Source organism: Comamonas sp. B-9, assembly GCF_000410635.1.
In the GTDB taxonomy this organism is placed as follows: domain Bacteria; phylum Pseudomonadota; class Gammaproteobacteria; order Burkholderiales; family Burkholderiaceae_C; genus Comamonas.
Map to the genome: position 1 here is coordinate 1 of NZ_APCR01000342.1, position 15,860 is coordinate 15,860.

General features: G+C 66.1%; 14 protein-coding genes and 1 pseudogene. 11 read left to right on the forward strand and 4 right to left on the reverse strand.

Features of this window, described 5'->3' with window-relative positions:
- Positions 1-212 (forward strand): annotated as a pseudogene (locus H928_RS32030) (hypothetical protein); the annotation flags it as partial.
- A 19-nt stretch (positions 213-231) separates the two neighbouring features.
- On the opposite strand, the gene H928_RS0103695 reads toward H928_RS32030, so the two are convergent.
- The 4 genes from H928_RS0103695 to H928_RS0103710 form a co-directional block, all read right to left on the reverse strand.
- On the reverse strand, positions 232-858 hold the full coding sequence (locus H928_RS0103695) for a pseudouridine synthase (protein ID WP_021025305.1): 627 nt from the start codon (positions 856-858) through the stop codon (positions 232-234).
- Positions 858-1,544, reverse strand: coding sequence for a GntR family transcriptional regulator (locus tag H928_RS0103700; RefSeq protein WP_021025306.1), 687 nt, complete (start codon positions 1,542-1,544; stop codon positions 858-860). The genes H928_RS0103695 and H928_RS0103700 overlap by 1 nt, the downstream gene beginning before the upstream one ends.
- 4 nt (positions 1,545-1,548) lie before the next feature.
- A complete protein-coding gene (locus tag H928_RS25995) occupies positions 1,549-2,856 on the reverse strand; it encodes a C4-dicarboxylate transporter DctA (protein WP_021025307.1) in 1,308 nt (435 codons plus the stop codon).
- 234 nt (positions 2,857-3,090) lie between these two features.
- Positions 3,091-3,456: a RidA family protein gene (locus tag H928_RS0103710; protein ID WP_021025308.1), complete on the reverse strand. Its 366-nt coding sequence runs from the start codon at positions 3,454-3,456 to the stop codon at positions 3,091-3,093.
- A gap of 132 nt (positions 3,457-3,588) precedes the next feature.
- Here H928_RS0103710 and H928_RS0103715 point away from each other — a divergent pair, with 132 nt between their 5' ends.
- The 10 genes from H928_RS0103715 to H928_RS0103760 form a co-directional block, all read left to right on the forward strand.
- Positions 3,589-4,254, forward strand: coding sequence for a TenA family protein (locus tag H928_RS0103715; RefSeq protein ID WP_021025309.1), 666 nt, complete (start codon positions 3,589-3,591; stop codon positions 4,252-4,254).
- Positions 4,255-4,332: 78 nt separating this feature from the next.
- The gene (locus H928_RS0103720; protein ID WP_021025310.1) at positions 4,333-5,532 is read left to right on the forward strand and encodes a threonine ammonia-lyase; all 1,200 of its coding nucleotides are present in this window, start codon (positions 4,333-4,335) and stop codon (positions 5,530-5,532) included.
- Between the two features lie 206 nt (positions 5,533-5,738).
- Positions 5,739-7,007 carry a nitrate/nitrite transporter gene (locus H928_RS0103725; RefSeq protein ID WP_021025311.1) on the forward strand — a complete coding sequence of 423 codons (1,269 nt, stop codon included), beginning with the start codon at positions 5,739-5,741 and terminating at the stop codon, positions 7,005-7,007.
- Between the two features lie 34 nt (positions 7,008-7,041).
- Complete coding sequence (locus H928_RS0103730) at positions 7,042-8,478, forward strand: MFS transporter (protein WP_021025312.1); 1,437 nt, start codon at positions 7,042-7,044, stop codon at positions 8,476-8,478.
- A gap of 39 nt (positions 8,479-8,517) precedes the next feature.
- Positions 8,518-12,324, forward strand: coding sequence for a nitrate reductase subunit alpha (locus H928_RS0103735; protein ID WP_021025313.1), 3,807 nt, complete (start codon positions 8,518-8,520; stop codon positions 12,322-12,324).
- A gap of 25 nt (positions 12,325-12,349) precedes the next feature.
- The gene (locus tag H928_RS26000; RefSeq protein ID WP_021025314.1) at positions 12,350-12,709 is read left to right on the forward strand and encodes a cupin domain-containing protein; all 360 of its coding nucleotides are present in this window, start codon (positions 12,350-12,352) and stop codon (positions 12,707-12,709) included.
- Positions 12,706-14,229 (forward strand): nitrate reductase subunit beta, encoded by a 1,524-nt coding sequence (narH, locus tag H928_RS0103745; RefSeq protein ID WP_021025315.1) that lies wholly within the window; start codon positions 12,706-12,708, stop codon positions 14,227-14,229. Before H928_RS26000 ends, narH begins: the two co-directional genes overlap by 4 nt.
- An 11-nt stretch (positions 14,230-14,240) precedes the next feature.
- Positions 14,241-14,927, forward strand: coding sequence for a nitrate reductase molybdenum cofactor assembly chaperone (gene narJ / locus H928_RS0103750; protein WP_021025316.1), 687 nt, complete (start codon positions 14,241-14,243; stop codon positions 14,925-14,927).
- Positions 14,928-14,944: 17 nt separating this feature from the next.
- The gene (gene narI / locus H928_RS0103755; RefSeq protein ID WP_021025317.1) at positions 14,945-15,667 is read left to right on the forward strand and encodes a respiratory nitrate reductase subunit gamma; all 723 of its coding nucleotides are present in this window, start codon (positions 14,945-14,947) and stop codon (positions 15,665-15,667) included.
- On the forward strand, positions 15,664-15,860 hold a 197-nt coding region (locus tag H928_RS0103760), incomplete at its 3' end, for a hypothetical protein (protein ID WP_027010519.1). The genes narI and H928_RS0103760, both read left to right, overlap by 4 nt.

Below are 15,860 nucleotides of genomic sequence, written 5' to 3' on the forward strand. Positions count from 1 at the left end.
GGCGCGCGCAGTGGGCACAGGTGCAGGCCTGCGCGCAGCAGCGCAGCCAGGCCTTGCAAGCGCTGGGCGCGCAGCTGCAAGGGCAGATCGAGCAGGTGGAGGTGTTGCCGCCGGCGTACTACCGGCCCTGGCCCCGGCGTGGTGGCTGGCAGGCGGTGGCCCTGCCCTCGGGGCAAGAGGCTTTGGATGCATTGCCGCTGCTGGCGCAATGAGGCCTGGCGCGGCGGCTTTTTACAGCGCCAGATCTGTCCACTGCCCGGGCTCCAGCCCATCGAGCGTGTAGGGGCCAATGGCCATGCGCACCAGGCGCAGCGTAGGGTGGCCGACGGCGGCGGTCATGCGCCGCACCTGGCGGTTGCGGCCTTCGCGGATGATGAGCTCGATCCAGCAATCGGGCACGCTCTGGCGCACGCGGATGGGCGGGTGGCGGGGCCACATCGCAGGCTGCGGGTCGAGCATGCGCACCTGGGCCGGCAGGGTCTTGCCGTCTTTCAGGGCCACGCCATCGCGCAGCTGCTGCAAGGCAGCGGCATCGGGAATGCCTTCGACCTGCACCCAGTAGGTCTTGGCCATCTTGTGGCGCGGATCGGCAATGCGGGCCTGCAGCTGGCCGTCGTTGGTCAGCAGCAGCAGGCCTTCGCTGTCGCCATCGAGCCGGCCGGCGACATAGACGCCGGGCACGTCGATAAAGTCTTTCAGGCCTTGCCAGCGCCCCTCGGGCGTGAACTGGCTGACAACGCCATAGGGCTTGTGAAAACCCAACAGCCGGGGCGGGCCGGCCGGGTTTGCGGGCCTGGCAGGCTTGAGGCGTTTGACCGGCCCGCCGCTCTTGCGCGGCCGCATGTGTGGCTCGGGCATCAGCGCTGCACGGGGCTCAGGGTGGCACGCAGGCGCTCGCCCGGTGCGGTCTCTGGGGGCGGGGGCGTGGTCTCCAGCGCTTCTTCGACATTGCCGATATGGGCCAGCATCAGTGCGCGGGCCTGCTCGGCATCGCCCCGCTCCAGCGCCTCGACAATGCTGGCGTGGTCCGCGCAGGACTGCTCGGCGCTGTGGTCGGACTGGTAGAGCGTCGCTGCCAGCGTGGTGCGGGCGGTCAGGTCGCGCAGGGTATCGGCCAGCAGGCGGTGGCCCATGTTCTCGGCCAGGCAGACATGGAAATCGGCCAGCAGAAAGGCGCGCGTGGCCGCGTCGGCGCCCTGGATGGCGCGCTGCTCCTCGTCGATATGCAGGCGCAGCTGGCGGATCACCTGCTGCATCGGGCGGCCTGCGGTCTCCAGGATGCCCGCCTCGATGATGCGCCGGGCGGCAAAGGCGTCGCGTGCCTCCTCGGCACTGGGCTGCACCACATACCAGCCCCGGCGCGGCTGCACCTGCACAAAGCCGCGCGCCTGCAGCTGCATCAGCGCCTCACGCACGAGGGTGCGGCTGACCGAGAAGTTGTCCGCCAGCGCCTGCTCTCCCAGGCGCTCCCCGGGCGAGAGCTTCTGCGCGAGGATGGCTTCGACGACGCGTTCTGCAATGGTGGTGGGGCTGACAGCAGTCATGGGCTCAGGCGTGGGGTGTAGACAGCTCCGATTGTGCCGTGTCTTGCGGTAGTTTCTCGCCATTGAGCACCTTATGGGCCCGTTCGCGGTCGATATCGCCCTCCCAGGAGGCAATCGCCACGGTGGCCACGCAGTTGCCGATCAGGTTGCCCAGCGCGCGGGCAATGCCCATGAACCAGTCCACCGACAGCACCAGCACCAGGCCGATGGCCGGGATGGCGGGGATCGCATGCAAGGTGGCGGCCAGCACCACAATCGCCGAGCCGGGCACGCCGTGTGCGCCCTTGGAGGTGACCAGCGCAATGGCCAGGATGGTCAGCAGATCGGTCATCGAGATCGGCGTATTGGTGGCCTGGGCAATGAAGACCGCCGCCAAGGTGATGTAGATCGAGAATGCATCGAGGTTGAAGGAGTAGCCGGTGGGGATCACCAGGCCGACGGTGGAGTCGCGGATGCCCAGGTGGCGCAGCTTGGCCATGATCTGGGGCAGCACGCTGTCCGACGAGGTGGTGGCAAACACGACCATCAGCTCTTCACGCAGGTAGCGCAGCAGCTTGATGAGGCTGAAACCCGAGACGCGCATCGCAAAGCCCAGCACCACAAACACAAAGAAGGCGACGGCCACATAGAACAGCAATACCAGCATGCCCAGCTGCTTGAGCGAGCCCACGCCGTACTGGCCAACGGTAAAGGCAATCGCGCCCAGCACGCCCAGCGGCGCGAGCTTGATGATGATGCCCATCACCTTGAACAGCACATGCGACATCGTGTCGATCAGCAGGCTCACCGGCGCGCCGCGCTCGCCCAGCATGGTCAGCCCGCAGCCAAACAGCACGGCAAACAGCAGCACCTGCAGCACATCGCCGGTGGCAAAGGCCTGCACCACGGTGGTGGGGATCAGCTTCATCAGGAAGTCGACCGTGCCGCCGCTGGTCAGCTTGTCGGCATTGCTGGCGTAAGCGCTCATGGCCGAGGCATCGAGCTTGCTCGGGTCCACGTTCATGCCTGCACCAGGTTGGAACACAAAGGCCAGCACCAGGCCCAGCACCAGCGCGATGGTGGTGAGCACCTCGAAGTAGATCAGCGCCTTGACGCCGACCCGGCCCACGCGCTTGAGGTCGCCTGCGCCCGCGATGCCATGCACCACCACGCAGAACACCAGCACCGGGATGATCATCTTGATGAGCTTGATGAAACCATCGCCCAAAGGTTTGAGCTTGACGGCCCATTCCGGCAACAGCAGGCCGATGAGGACCCCCACGATAAGAGCCACCACCACCTGCCCGAACAGCGATCTGACAAAACGACGCATACGCATTCCTTTTCGGTTTGTATACAAGTTGTAAATTTCTTGTATGCAAAATGTACCCATGCACATACCGATCAGTGAACAGGGATTACCCGTGAGCGTTCACCGACTTGTGCAGCCTGGGAGACACAAGCAAAAAGCCTGCCATGCAAGTTGCAAGACAGGCTTTGTATGCAAGGAATGCTGCGTTCAACGCAGCCTATGAACAGGTTTTTCGGCAGGGCCAGCGCGTGCCGATCAGGCCTTGTCGACGGCGGCGACCACCACCACTTCGATCTTGTAGGCCGGGTTGCCCAGCGTCGCCTGCACGGTGGCGCGGGGCGGCGTGTGGCCGGGGGCCACCCAGGCGTCCCAGACGCTGTTCATCTGGCCGATCTCGCTGATGTCGGTCAGGTAGATCTGGCACTGCAGGATGCTGGCCTTGCTCGATCCGGCCTCGCCCAGCAGGCGGTCGATATGGCCCAGCACTTCCTGGGTCTGGGTGACGATATCGGCGCCGGGGTTGTTCTCGGGGATCTGGCCGGCCAGGTAGACGGTGCCGTTGTGGATGGCGATTTCGGACAGGCGGGCGCCGACGTGGCGGCGGTCGATGGCAGAGGTCATGCTCGTCTTTCGGTAACAGAGGGAGAGGGTGGGGATGTGCAAAAATCATAGCGCATCACAAGGATGGTGCGCAGGCACAAGGCTGTTGCGGCACAATGGCCCTCTTCGCCGTTGCAGCCTCTGCCACCCACCATGACTGACCGTTTTTCCGATGCGCTTCAAGCGTTGAACCAGCCCGTTTGGGATGCCTGCATCCAGCACCGCTTCATTGGCGAGATGCGGGCCGGCAGCTTGGATGACGCGGTGCTGCGCCGCTACCTGGTGCAGGACTACCAGTTCATCAACCAGTTTGTGGCGCTCTTGGGCGCGGCCATCGCCAGCGCCGATAGCTTTGCGCCGCGCGTGCGCCTGGCGCAGTTTGCGGCGATGATCACCAGCGATGAGAACACCTATTTCCAGCGCAGCTTTGACGCGCTGGACGTGTCCCAGCAGGAGCGCGAGACGCCGCCGCTGACGCTGCCCACGGTGCAGTTCCAGGCGCTGATGGGGCAGGCCGCGCGCAGCCAGAAATACGCCAACTGCCTGGCCGTGCTCTGCGTGGCCGAAGGCCTGTACCTGGATGGCTTTGACCAGCCCGGCCAGACCCTGCCGCCGCGCTTTGAACATGCCGAATGGATCAGCCTGCACGCCAACGACTTCTTCCGCGATTTTGTGGGCTGGCTGCGCGCTGAGCTCGACCGCATGGGCGAGAGCATCGAGCCCGACGCGCGTGCCGAGGCGGCCGATTATTTCAGCCGCGCGGTGGCGCTGGAGCAGGCGTTTTTTGACCATGTCTACCAGCCGGCAAGCGCCGACTGAAGCCCGGCACCCCGGATACGGAACCCATCACCACTGCCGCCCCCTGGCCGGGCGGCCCACCCTCCAGCGAGTCATCCCATGCTCAGCATTCAAGACATCCGCGACGCCGCCCAGCGCATCCAAGGCAAGGTCGAGCGCACGCCCTGCCTCTACTCCCACACCCTGTCCCAGATCGTGGGTGCCAAGGTCTACCTCAAGTTCGAGAACCTGCAGTTCACGGCGGCCTTCAAGGAGCGCGGTGCCTGCAACAAGCTGATGCAGCTCAACGCCGAGCAGCGCGCACGGGGCGTGATTGCAATGAGCGCGGGCAACCATGCCCAGGGCGTGGCCTACCATGCGCAGCAGCTGGGGGTGCGGGCGGTGATCGTGATGCCGCGCTTCACGCCGGGCGTCAAGGTCGAGCGCACGCGCAGCTTTGGTGCCGAGGTGGTGCTGCATGGCGACACGCTGGAAGAGGCCCGCGCCCATGCCTATGCGATGGCCGAGGACCAGAAGCTGGTGTTTGTGCACCCCTTTGACGATGCCGACATTGCCGCCGGCCAGGGCACCTTGGCGCTGGAGATGCTCGAAGACCAGCCCGACCTGGACACCTTGCTGGTCGCCGTGGGCGGCGGGGGCCTGATCGCCGGCATGGCCACGGCCGCCAAGGCCGTCAAGCCCAGCATCCAGGTGGTGGGCGTACAGACCTCGCGCTTTCCCAGCATGGTCAATGCGGTGCAGCACCAGGACCTGCCCGTGGGCGTCTCGACGATGGCCGAAGGCATTGCCGTGGCGACGGCCGGCCTGATCACGCGCGAGATCGTCGCCCGCACGGTGGACGACCTGGTACTGGTCGAGGAGAGCGATATCGAGCAGGCGGTGCTGATGCTGCTGGAGATTGAAAAGACCCTGGTCGAGGGCGCGGGATCGGTGGGGCTGGCGGCGCTGCTGCGCTACCCCGAGCGCTTTGCCGGCCAAAAGGTGGGCCTGGTGCTGTCGGGCGGCAATATCGATCCGCTGCTGCTGGCCTCCATCATCCAGCGCGGCATGGTGCGCTCGGGGCGGCTGGCGCGCCTGCGCATCAGCTCGCGCGATGTGCCCGGCATGCTCGCGCGCATCACGGCCATCGTGGCCGAGGCGGGCGCCAACATCGAAGAGGTGCACCACCAGCGCGCCTTCACCAAGCTGGCCGCGCAAAACACCGAGATCGACATCGTGCTGCAGACCCGCAGCAAGGCGCATATCGATGAGGTGGTGGACAAGCTGCGCGCCGTGGGCATGCAGGTCGATCTGGCCTGAGCAACCGGGCATCATGCCGGCCAGGCTGCATGGCCGGTTTGATGCACATCAGGCGCTGCCGAGAAAAGCGGCGCCGTAGTTCTTCAGAACGATGGCAGGGCGCAGGCCATCGTTCTTGCGGCGCGGCCTGATGCGCTAACCGGTGGATGGTGCGCTGCGCGCTGGCGCAGCACAGTAGGGGCAGACCAACAACATCTGCCCCCACCATGGATTCCGCCACTGCCCCTCCTGCTGTCTCGCGCCAGGCCTGGAGCGTGCTCGCCGTCAGCACGCTGGCCTTCACCGTCTGCTTCATGGTGTGGATGATGTTCGGCGTCATCGGCATCCCGCTCAAGCAGCAACTGGGCCTGAACGCGACCGAGTTCGGCCTGCTCACCGCCATGCCGGTGCTCTCGGGCTCGCTGGTGCGGGTGCCGCTGGGCATCTGGACGGACCGCTTTGGCGGCCGCACCGTGATGACCGTGCTGATGGCCGTCACCGTGCCGGCCGTCTGGCTCATGGCCTACGCCACGCAGTACTGGCAGTTCCTCGTCATCGGCCTGTTTGTCGGTCTCGCTGGCGGCTCGTTCTCGGTGGGCACGCCCTATGTGGCGCGCTGGTTTCCCAAGAGCCGCCAGGGCATGGCCATGGGCGTCTATGGCGCGGGTAACTCCGGCTCGGCCGTCAACAAGTTTCTGGCCCCGGCGCTGTTGGTGGCGGGCGGCTGGGCGCTGGTGCCCCAGGTCTACGCGGCCATTCTGGCCGGCACCGTGGTGCTGTTCTGGCTGTTCAGCGCGCATGACCCGCGCCACCTGGTCGCCAACAACGTCCGCTTTGTCGACCAGCTGCAGGCCTTGAAGGACCCGCGCGTGCTCAAGTACTGCCAGTACTACAGCATCGTCTTTGGTGGCTATGTGGCGCTGGCGCTGTGGATGGTGCAGTACTACGTGGGCGAGTACGGCCTCGACATCCGTGTCGCCGCCTTGCTCGCGGCCTGCTTTTCGCTGCCCGGCGGCGTGCTGCGCGCCATTGGCGGTGTGCTGTCCGACAAATACGGCGCCCACAAGGTCACCTGGTGGGTGATGTGGGTGAGCTGGGTCTGCCTGTTCCTGCTGAGCTACCCGCAGACCGATTTCACGATTGCCACGGTCAACGGCCCCCAGACCTTCCACCTGGGCCTGAACGTCTACAGCTTCACCGCGCTGATGGGTGTGCTGGGCGTGGCCTTTGCGTTCGGCAAGGCCAGCGTCTTCAAGTACATCGGCAACGACTACCCCGACAACATCGGTGCCATCAGCGGCATCGTGGGCCTGGCCGGCGGCCTGGGCGGCTTTGTGCTGCCCATCCTGTTCGGCCTGCTGCTCGACCTGACGGGCCTGCGCTCCAGTGCTTTCATGCTGCTCTACGGCGTGGTCTGGGTCTCGCTGATCTGGATGTACTGGACCGAGGTGCGCCGCACCGATGTGATGGGCCCCGCTGCGGGCCGCAAGGCCTGACAGCCGCCATCGATTTCTGCTGGAAAGACTCTCCATGACAAGCAACACCCCCTCTGCGCCGCGCCGCGGCAGCACCTTGACGATCTGGACCCCGGAGGACAAGGCCTTCTGGGAAAAGGAGGGCGAGGCCATCGCCAAGCTCAATTTGTGGATCTCCGTGCCGGCCCTGTTCCTGGCCTTTGCCGTCTGGCAGGTCTGGAGCGTGGTCGCCGTCAGCCTGCCGGGCCTGGGCTTTCAGTACTCCACCAACCAGCTGTTCTGGCTGGCGGCCGCGCCTGCGCTGTCGGGTGCCACCTTGCGCATCTTCTACTCCTTCATGGTGCCGCTGGTGGGCGGCCGGCGCTGGACGGCGATCTCCACTGCCAGCCTGCTGATCCCGGCGATCGGCATCGGCGTGGCCGTGCAGGACCCGGCCACACCCTACCCGACGATGCTGATCCTGGCGCTGCTGTGCGGCCTGGGCGGGGGCAATTTCAGCTCCAGCATGGCCAACATCAGCTACTTCTTCCCCAAGGACCGCAAGGGCTCGGCGCTGGGCGTCAATGCCGGCCTGGGCAACCTGGGCGTGTCGGTGGTGCAGTTCCTGAGCCCCATCGTCGTCACCGTCGGCCTGCTGGGCATCTTTGGCGGTGAGCCGCAGACCATCAGCCAGGGCGGGGTGCAGGTCCAGGTCTGGATGCAGAACGCCGCCTTCATCTGGGTGCCCTGGATTGCGCTGACCTCGGTCGTTGCCTGGTTCGGGATGAACGATGTGGCCGATGCCAAGGCCTCGGTGGCTGCGCAGGCCGCCATCTTTGTGCAGCCCCACAACTGGATCATGTGCCTGCTCTACCTGGGCACCTTTGGCTCCTTCATCGGCTTTGCCGCCGGCTTTCCGCTGCTGATCAAGGGCCTGTTCCCCGCCGTCAATCCGCTGGCCTACGCCTGGCTGGGCCCGCTGGTGGGCGCGCTGGTGCGGCCCTTTGGTGGCTGGCTGGCCGACAAGGTCGGTGGCGGGGTGGTCACGTTCTGGAACTTTCTGGTGATGGCGCTGGCCGTGCTGGGCGTGCTGTGGTTTCTGCCCAAGGGCACGGGCAGCTATGCGCTGGCCTGGGGGCCGCAGGCGGGCAGCTTCACCGGCTTTTTTCTGATGTTCCTGGTGCTGTTTGTCACCACCGGCATCGGCAATGGCTCCACCTTCCGCATGATCCCCGTGATCTTCAACCAGCTGGCCACGCAAGGCGCGGGCAAGGATGCGGCCTCGCAGGCCGCCGCCCTCAAGGAAGGCAATGTGCTGGGCGCCGCCGCCGTCGGCTTTGCCGGCGCACTGGGTGCCTACGGGGGCTTTTTCATTCCCAAGAGCTATGGCAGCTCGATCGCATCCACCGGCGGGCCCGAGGCCGCGCTGTGGGTGTTTTCTGCCTTCTATCTGCTGTGCGCCGTGGTGACCTGGTGGTGCTATGCCCGCCGCAACGCCGCGATGCCCTGCTAAAGGCTCCAGAGCCTGGACCCCACGAGAAAGAGAACCGTTATGAGCCATTTCCTCGACCGACTCACCCACTTTCGCCTGCCCAAGGAGAGCTTTGCCGGCGGCCACGGCCGCACCACCGGCGAAGACCGCACCTGGGAGGACGCCTACCGCGCCCGCTGGGCACATGACAAGATCGTGCGCAGCACCCATGGCGTCAACTGCACGGGCTCCTGCTCCTGGAAGATCTATGTCAAAGGCGGCATCGTCACCTGGGAAACCCAGCAGACCGACTACCCGCGCACGCGCTGGGACATGCCCAACCACGAGCCGCGCGGCTGCGCCCGGGGCGCCAGCTACAGCTGGTACCTGTACAGCGCCAACCGGGTCAAGTACCCGATGGTGCGGGGCCGCTTGCTCGAGCGCTGGCGCGCGGCGCTCCAGGTGGCCAAAACGCCGGTCGATGCCTGGGCCCTGATTGCGCAGGACGATGCCGCACGCCGCGACTACCAGCAGGTGCGTGGTTTGGGCGGCTTTGTGCGCTCGACCTGGGACGAGGTCAACCAGCTGGTGGCCGCTGCCAACGTCTACACCATCAAGCAACACGGGCCGGACCGCATCATCGGCTTCTCGCCCATCCCGGCGATGAGCATGGTCAGCTACGCGGCCGGCAGCCGCTACCTGAGCCTGATCGGTGGCGTCTGCATGAGCTTTTACGACTGGTACTGCGACCTGCCACCGGCCAGCCCCCAAGTCTGGGGCGAGCAGACCGACGTGCCCGAATCGGCCGACTGGTACAACAGCAGCTACATCATTGCCTGGGGCTCGAACGTGCCGCAGACGCGCACGCCCGATGCCCACTTCTTCACCGAGGTGCGCTACAAGGGCGCCAAGACCGTGGCCGTGACCCCCGACTACAGCGAGGTGGCCAAGCTCTCCGATGTCTGGCTGCACCCCAAGCAGGGCACCGATGCGGCGCTGGCGATGGCCATGGGCCATGTGGCGTTCAAGGAGTTCTACTTCGACAAGCGCAGCGACTACTTTGACGGCTACGCGCGCCGCTACACCGACCTGCCGATGCTGGTGCTGCTCGAGAGCCAGACCCTGGCCGATGGCAGCGTGGTGCAGGTGCCTGGCCGCTACCTGCGCGCCAGCGATTTCAACGGCAAGCTCGGCCAGGACAACAACCCCGAGTGGAAGACCATGGCCTTTGACAGCCAGGGCCGCGCCGTGCTGCCCCATGGCTCGATCGGCTTTCGCTGGGGCGCCGAGGGCCGGGGCGACGCGGGCAAGTGGAACCTGGAGGCCAAGGAGGCGCGCCATGGCGACGAGGTCCGCCTCAAGCTCTCGGTGCTGGAAGACGGCAGCCAGGCCCATGAGATTGTCGATGTCGGCTTTCCGTACTTTGGCGGCATTGCCACGCCGCACTTCACGGCCAACGAACAGCAAGGCGATGTGAGCCGCGCCAAGGTGCCGGCCGTGCGCCTGCGTCTGGGCAACGATGGTGAGTACCACGAGGCCCTGGTGGCCACCGTGTTCGACCTGCAGGCCGCGCAATACGGCATCAACCGGGGGCTGGGCAGCGGCGCTGCCAGCTATGACGACGATGCCGCCTACACGCCCGCCTGGGCCGAGAGCATCACCGGCGTGCCGCGCGAGCAGATCACGATGGTGGCGCGCGAGTTTGCCGCCAATGCCGACAAGACCCAGGGCAAGTCCATGGTCATCATCGGCGCAGCGATGAACCACTGGTACCACTGCGACATGAACTACCGGGGCGTCATCAACCTGCTGATGCTCTGCGGCTGCGTGGGCCAAAGCGGCGGCGGCTGGTCGCACTATGTGGGCCAGGAAAAGCTGCGCCCACAGACCGGCTGGACGGCGCTCGCCTTTGCGCTCGATTGGGCACGCCCACCACGCCAGCAGAACTCGACCAGCTTCTTCTACGCCCATACCGACCAGTGGCGCTACGAGAAGCTGGGCCTTGAAGAGATCGTCAGCCCCCTGGCCGACCGCAGCCAGTACGGCGGCAGCATGATCGATTACAACGTGCGCGCCGAGCGCATGGGCTGGCTGCCCAGCGCGCCGCAGCTCAAGACCAACCCCTTGTCGATAGCGGCCGCCGCCGATGCCGCCAACCTGGCGCCGCGCGACTATGTGGCCCAGGGCCTGCAAAGCGGCAGCCTGGCGATGAGCTGCGAAGACCCCGACGCGCCCGAGAACTGGCCGCGCAACCTGTTTGTCTGGCGCAGCAACCTGCTGGGCTCCAGCGGCAAGGGCCATGAGTACTTCTGCAAGCACCTGCTGGGCACCGACAACGGCGTGCAAGGCAAGGACCTGGGCCCCGATGACGCCAAGCCCGAAGAGGTGACCTGGCATGCCGATGCGCCCCAGGGCAAGCTCGACCTGCTGGTCACCCTGGACTTCCGCATGAGCACCACCTGTCTGTACTCGGACATCGTGCTGCCCACGGCCAGCTGGTACGAGAAGAACGACCTCAACACCAGCGACATGCACCCCTTCATCCACCCGTTGTCGGCAGCGGTCGATCCGGTCTGGGAATCGCGCTCGGACTGGGAGATCTACAAGGGCTTTGCCCAGTCCTTCAGCGAGGTCTGCGTGGGCCATCTGGGCGTGGAGCGCGATACGGTGCTGACCCCGCTGATGCACGACACCCCCGCCGAGCTGGCCCAGCCCTATGGCGTGGCCGAGTGGAAAAAGGGCGAATGCGCGCTGATCCCCGGCAAGACCGCGCCGCAGGTCACCGTGGTGGAGCGCGACTACCCCAATACCTACAAGCGCTTTACCGCACTGGGCCCGCTGATGGACCAGCTGGGCAACGGCGGCAAGGGCATTGGCTGGCAGACCGGCACCGAGGTCGAGCAGCTGGGCCAGTTGAATGGCCTGACCACCGAGCCGGGCGTGACCGAGGGGCGCCCGCGCATCGTCAGCGATATCGACGCCTGTGAGACGATTTTGCAGCTAGCCCCCGAGACCAATGGCCATGTGGCGGTGAAGGCCTGGGAGGCGCTGGAGAAGGTGACTGGCCGCGCGCACAAGCACTTGGCGATCTACCGCGAGGACGAGAAGATCCGCTACCGCGATATCCAGGCGCAGCCGCGCAAGATCATCAGCTCGCCCACCTGGAGCGGCATCGAGAGCGAGACCGTCAGCTACAACGCCGGCTACACCAATGTGCATGAGCTGATCCCATGGCGTACCCTCACCGGCCGCCAGCAGTTCTACCAGGACCACCCCTGGATGGTGGCCTTTGGCGAGGGCTTCAGCAGCTACCGTCCGCCGGTGGACATGAAGGCCACGGCCGGCATGCAGGGCATCCAGCCCAATGGCCACCCCGAGATCCAGCTGAACTTCATCACGCCGCACCAGAAATGGGGCATCCACAGCACCTATACCGACAACCTGTTGATGCTCACGCTCAACCGGGGTGGGCCGGTGGCCTGGATCAGCGAGGAGGACGCCCAGCGCGCTGGCATCGAGGACAACGACTGGATGGAGATGTTCAACCTCAACGGCGCCGTTGCCGTGCGGGCGGTCGTCAGCCAGCGGGTCAAGCCCGGCATGGTGATGATGTACCACGCGCAGGAGAAGATCATCAACACGCCCGGCAGCGAGATCACCGGCGTGCGCGGCGGTATCCACAACTCGGTCACGCGGATTGTGCTCAAACCCACGCACATGATTGGCGGCTACGCGCAGTACAGCTACGGCTTCAACTACTACGGCACCATCGGCACCAACCGCGACGAGTTCGTCGTGGTGCGCAAGATGGCCAAGGTGGACTGGCTGGACACGCCGCGCGATGACCACCTGGCCGCCGCCTACCAGGCCCAGGGCGAGAACCCCTGAGCGCCGCGCAGAAGGAGTCCCCGCCATGGCACTGACCCACACCCCTGCTGGCGCCATCTTCTCGGCGCGGCCCCTGGCGGCCGCGCTGGGCGAGGCGCGCTCGTACACCTTGGTGCGCGATCCCGATCTGCAGATCTTCCGCCTGGTGCTGCAGGCCGGCCAGTCGCTGCACCGCCACCAGGTGCCCGAGCGCATGGTGATCCAGTGCCTCGAAGGGCGCTTCGTCTTCGAGACCATGGGCCGCCAGCTGGCCATGGCGCCTGGTGACTGCTGCCACATCGCCGCGGGAGAGCCCCACGCCGTGCATGCCCAGGAGGCCGCCTCGGCCCTGGTCCTGCTTTTCGCACCGACCCCCACACCAACCCCCACGGAGAACCCAACATGAAGGTTCGCGCACAAATCGGCATGGTCCTGAACCTGGACAAATGCATCGGCTGCCACACCTGCAGCGTCACCTGCAAGAACGTCTGGACCAACCGCCCCGGCGTCGAGTACGCCTGGTTCAACAACGTCGAGACCAAACCCGGCATCGGCTACCCCAAGGAATGGGAAAACCAGGACCGCTGGAATGGCGGCTGGGTCCGCAAGGCCGATGGCTCCATCGCGCCACGCCAGGGCGGCAAATGGCAGCTGTTGATGAAGATTTTCGCCAACCCCAACCTGCCCGAGATCGACGACTACTACGAGCCCTTCACCTTCGACTACGAGCACCTGCAAACTGCCAAGGAGATGAAGGCTGCGCCGACGGCCCGGCCGCGCAGCCTGATCACCGGCCAGCGCATGGACAAGATCGTCTGGGGCCCGAACTGGGAAGAGATCCTGGGCGGCGAGTTCAGCAAGCGCAGCAAGGATGTGAACTTCGACGAGGTGCAAAAGGACATCTACGGCCAGTTCGAGAACACCTTCATGATGTACCTGCCGCGCCTGTGCGAGCACTGCCTCAACCCCGCCTGCGTGGCCAGCTGCCCCAGCGGCAGCATCTACAAGCGCGAGGAAGACGGCATTGTGCTGATCGACCAGGACAAGTGCCGTGGCTGGCGCATGTGCGTCTCGGGCTGCCCCTACAAGAAAATCTACTACAACTGGAAGAGCGGCAAGGCCGAGAAGTGCATCTTCTGCTACCCGCGCATCGAGGCGGGCCAGCCCACGGTCTGCTCCGAAACCTGCGTGGGCCGCATCCGCTACCTGGGCGTGCTGCTGTATGACGCAGACCGCATCGAAGCAGCGGCCAGCGTCACCCAGGACAAGGACCTGTACCAGGCCCAGCTCGATATCTTTCTCGACCCCCACGACCCGGCGGTGATCGCCCAGGCGCGGGCCGATGGCATCCCCGAGGCCTGGCTGATCGCTGCTCGCAACAGTCCCGTCTACAAGATGGCAGTGGACTGGCAGGTGGCCCTGCCGCTGCACCCCGAGTACCGCACCTTGCCGATGGTTTGGTATGTGCCGCCGCTGTCGCCGATCACCGCCGCCGCCCAGGCCGGCCATGTCAGCACCAATGGCGAGCTGCCCGATGTGAACCAGCTGCGCATCCCCGTCAAGTACCTGGCCAACCTGCTCACGGCAGGCGACACGGTGCCGGTGGTGCGCGCGCTGGAGCGCATGCTGGCCATGCGCGCCTACCAGCGTGGCAAGCATGTCGATGGCCTGCCCAACGAGGCCGCACTGCAGCAGGCCCAGCTGACGGTGGCCGAGGCCGAGGAGATGTACCGGACCATGGCCATTGCCAACTACGAAGACCGCTTTGTGATCCCCACCACGCACCGCGAATACGCCGAGAACGCCTTCAATGTGCGCGGCGGCTGCGGCTTCTCGTTTGGCAACGGTTGCAGCGAAGGCGTGACCGACACCAGCCTGTTCGGCAGCGAGAAAAAACGCACCATCCCGATCCAGGCGAGCCTGTGAGGAGAGACAACATGAAAGACAGCATCAGCTTCACCTTGCGCGCACTGGCCCACCTGCTGCGCTACCCCGACGCCGATATGCGCGGCCATCTGGTCGACATCCACACGGCGCTCAACGCCGAGAACGCTTTGGGCCATGTGCGCCGCAGCGAGCTGGACGCATTGATGGACCGCCTGCTGGCCGAAGGCATGGATGCCGAAGCCATCTATGTGGACCTGTTTGACCGGGGCCGTGGCACTGCGCTGCACCTGTTCGAGCATGTGCATGGCGACTCGCGCGACCGTGGCCCGGCGATGGTCGACCTGGTCCAGACCTATGAGCAGGCCGGCCTGCTGCTCGACCCCGCCGAGCTGCCCGACCACCTGACAGTGCTGCTGGAGTTCGCCTCCACCCAGCCGACCCTGGAGGCGCGCGCCTTCATCGGTGAGTTTGCGCACATTCTGCAATCCATCGCCGCTGCACTGGGCCGCCGGCACAGCGACTACGCCGCCGTGCTGTCCGCCGTGCTCGATCTGGCTGGCCAGCCGCTGGTGGCCGACACCCCCGCTGCGCCGCTGCCCGCCGACGAGCCGCTGGACGCAAGCTGGGAAGAGCCCGCCGCCTTTGGCGGCTGCAACAGCCAGGGCCAGGCCGCGCCGGGCAGTGCCCAACCCATCCACATCACGCGGCGCCAGCCACCCGCTGGCGCGGCCCGCTGAACCCCGAGGAGACCGCCATGCCCATTGCATTGCACAACTTCCTGTTTAACGTCTATCCCTACATCTGCCTGGCCGTCTTTCTGATGGGGAGCCTCGCGCGCTTTGACCGCGACCAGTACACCTGGAAGAGCGACTCCTCGCAGATGCTGCGCGCCGGCCAGCTGCGCTGGGGCAGCAACCTGTTCCATATCGGCATCCTGTTCCTGCTGTTCGGCCACACGGTGGGCCTGCTCACGCCGCACTTCATGTATGAGTGGCTGATCACCGCGCCGCAAAAGCAGATGCTGGCCATCATCTCCGGCGGCACCGCCGGCCTGGTCTGCTTTATCGGCCTGAGCCTGCTGCTGCACCGGCGCATTGCCGATCCGCGCATCCGCCGCACCAGCCACCGCACCGATCTGGCCATCCTCATCATCCTGTGGGTGCAGCTGGTGCTGGGCCTGGCCACCTTGCCCGCCTCGTTCTCGCACCGGGCCGATGCCCACGCGATGCTGGTGCTGGCCGACTGGGCCCAGCGCATCGTCACCTTCCGCCCCGATGCGGCAGGCCTGGTGGCGCTGGACTGGCCGTTCAAGGTCCACATGGTGCTGGGCATGACGATCTTCCTGCTCTTCCCCTTCAGCCGCCTGGTGCATGTCTGGAGCGGCTTCGCCTCCGTGGCCTACCTGGCCCGGCCCTACCAGCTGGTGCGTGCGCGCCGTCTGAACCTGCCCAACAAGCAGCCAGGAGGCCGCCCATGAACGCCGATCTGCACACCCCCACCGGTGGCTGTGGCAGCGCAGCCTGCAGCTGCCAGGACAGCCCCGCCGCCCCCAGCCTGCCCCGCATCGAGGCGCCGCTGGGTGCCCCGCGCGATGCGCTGGCTGCTGCCCAGGTCAACGGCATTGCGCTGTGCGATGCCGATGAACTGCTGGACCCGCTGGAGCTGCGCCA

Coding starts and splice junctions, on each gene's coding strand:
- narI (WP_021025317.1), top strand. CDS start 14,945: ATGCCCATTGCATTGCACAACTTCCTGTTTAACGTCTATCCCTACATC.
- narJ (WP_021025316.1), top strand. CDS start 14,241: ATGAAAGACAGCATCAGCTTCACCTTGCGCGCACTGGCCCACCTGCTG.
- narH (WP_021025315.1), top strand. CDS start 12,706: ATGAAGGTTCGCGCACAAATCGGCATGGTCCTGAACCTGGACAAATGC.
- H928_RS0103735 (WP_021025313.1), top strand. CDS start 8,518: ATGAGCCATTTCCTCGACCGACTCACCCACTTTCGCCTGCCCAAGGAG.
- H928_RS25995 (WP_021025307.1), bottom strand. CDS start 2,856: ATGCGTCGTTTTGTCAGATCGCTGTTCGGGCAGGTGGTGGTGGCTCTT.
- H928_RS0103720 (WP_021025310.1), top strand. CDS start 4,333: ATGCTCAGCATTCAAGACATCCGCGACGCCGCCCAGCGCATCCAAGGC.
- H928_RS0103730 (WP_021025312.1), top strand. CDS start 7,042: ATGACAAGCAACACCCCCTCTGCGCCGCGCCGCGGCAGCACCTTGACG.
- H928_RS26000 (WP_021025314.1), top strand. CDS start 12,350: ATGGCACTGACCCACACCCCTGCTGGCGCCATCTTCTCGGCGCGGCCC.
- H928_RS0103725 (WP_021025311.1), top strand. CDS start 5,739: ATGGATTCCGCCACTGCCCCTCCTGCTGTCTCGCGCCAGGCCTGGAGC.
- H928_RS0103700 (WP_021025306.1), bottom strand. CDS start 1,544: ATGACTGCTGTCAGCCCCACCACCATTGCAGAACGCGTCGTCGAAGCC.
- H928_RS0103695 (WP_021025305.1), bottom strand. CDS start 858: ATGCCCGAGCCACACATGCGGCCGCGCAAGAGCGGCGGGCCGGTCAAA.
- H928_RS0103710 (WP_021025308.1), bottom strand. CDS start 3,456: ATGACCTCTGCCATCGACCGCCGCCACGTCGGCGCCCGCCTGTCCGAA.
- H928_RS0103715 (WP_021025309.1), top strand. CDS start 3,589: ATGACTGACCGTTTTTCCGATGCGCTTCAAGCGTTGAACCAGCCCGTT.